General features: G+C 65.6%; 2 protein-coding genes. One reads left to right on the forward strand and one right to left on the reverse strand.

Features of this window, described 5'->3' with window-relative positions:
- Positions 1–473, forward strand: a 473-nt coding sequence (locus tag IE206_RS42185) for an acyltransferase family protein (RefSeq protein WP_373301077.1), incomplete at its 5' end; no start/stop codon positions are given.
- Between the two features lie 135 nt (positions 474–608).
- Here the strand turns inward: IE206_RS42185 and IE206_RS42190 are convergent.
- Positions 609–1,566: FG-GAP repeat domain-containing protein (locus IE206_RS42190; RefSeq protein WP_189972074.1), on the reverse strand; the 958-nt coding region annotated here is incomplete at its 5' end.

Below are 1,566 nucleotides of genomic sequence, written 5' to 3' on the forward strand. Positions count from 1 at the left end.
TGATGCCCGAGTACAGCTGGTACTTCATCGCGGGTATCGCCTTCTACCTGATGTACCACTTCCGCCCGAACCTGATGCTCACCGGCATCGTGCTGCTGTGCTTCGGCGCGGGTCTGCCCGCCACGCTCAAGATGTGGCGCAGCACGGAGGCGTACGTGGGCCGACTGGTACCGGCCTGGCCCGTCGTCCTCATCCTCGCCGTGTCCTTCGCCCTGCTCGGCCTGGTGGCCACGGGGCGCCTGTCGTGGATGCGGTGGCGCTGGCTGACGTACGCGGGCGCGGTCACCTACCCGCTGTACCTGATGCACCAGATGATCGGCTGGGAACTCTTCCACGCGTTCTCACCCCGCATCCCCACTTACCCGCTCCTCGCCCTCGTCGCCACCGGCATGGTGCTCATGGCCTGGCTGGTGCATCGGTACGTTGAGCGGTCGCTCGGGCGGCGGCTCAAGAAGGGGCTTGTGCGGCTCTGAAGCCGAAGCCGGTAGGCCTGCGGCGTGATCGCGCTCTGAATCCTGCATGCTGGTGAACGTTCGTGATCTTTTAATGGTGATGGCCCAGTGTGGAGCAGCTGCTCCACACTGGGCCATCACTTTCAGTGGGGTTGGTTAGTTGTAGGGGCGGATGACGTTGGCTTCGTTGAGGTTCCAGCCGGTGGGGGTGGTCCAGCTGCCGACGCCGGCGTTGAAGGTTCCGCTGTTGTCGGTCTTGGCGGTGAAGGTGAACATGCGGACACTGCCGTCGGGGTAGCCGTAGAGGGAAGCGAGATCATCGCGTCCGTCACCGTCGAAGTCACCGGTGACGAGTTTGCTCCGGTTCACGTCCCACCATCCGGCGGGCATGTTCAGGGCGGGGATCGGTTTGGCGAACTCGCCGGTGTGACTGCCGCTGGCGATCATGGTGTGGAGGCCGTCGTGGCCGTCGGCGTAGTCGTACCAGGCCACTACGTCGTCGATGCCGTCCCCGTTGAAGTCGCCGGCTTGGATGGAGGTGCGGTTCCAGTCGCCCCAGCCAGTGGCGGTGTCGCCCCAGGACTGGATGCTGGCCTGGAAGGCGCCGGTGGGGGTGGCGGCGAAGGTGTGCATCTTCACCGAGCCGTCCGGATACCCGTACAGGGCGGCGATGTCGTCGCGGCCGTCCCCGTTGAAGTCGCCGGTGACGAACTTGCTCTTGGTGACGTCCCAGTTGCCGGCCTTGAGGTAGTAGGAGTCGAACGGCGGGTTGAAGCCGCCGCGGATGTCGGCGGTGAAGGTGAACAGCCGATCGCTGCCGTCGGCGTAGGAGTACCAGGCTGCGAGGTCGTCGCGGCCGTCACCGTTGAAGTCCCCGGACTCCAGCTTGAGGTCGTTGGCCCACCAGCCGCTGGGGCTGGACCACGATTCGATCAGCGGCGTCTGGTAGGTGCCGTCGGGCTTGCTGAGCGCGGTGAACAGCTTCACCTTGCCGCCGCCGTAGTCGTACAGGAACGCCACGTCGCCACGGCCGTCGCCGTTGTAGTCGCCGGTTGCGAACCGCGCCTTGGTGGCGTCGAAGTACCCGTTGGGGAAGACGGTGCCTTCGAAGGGG

The organism is Streptomyces violascens, assembly GCF_014649955.1.
In the GTDB taxonomy this organism is placed as follows: domain Bacteria; phylum Actinomycetota; class Actinomycetes; order Streptomycetales; family Streptomycetaceae; genus Streptomyces; species Streptomyces violascens.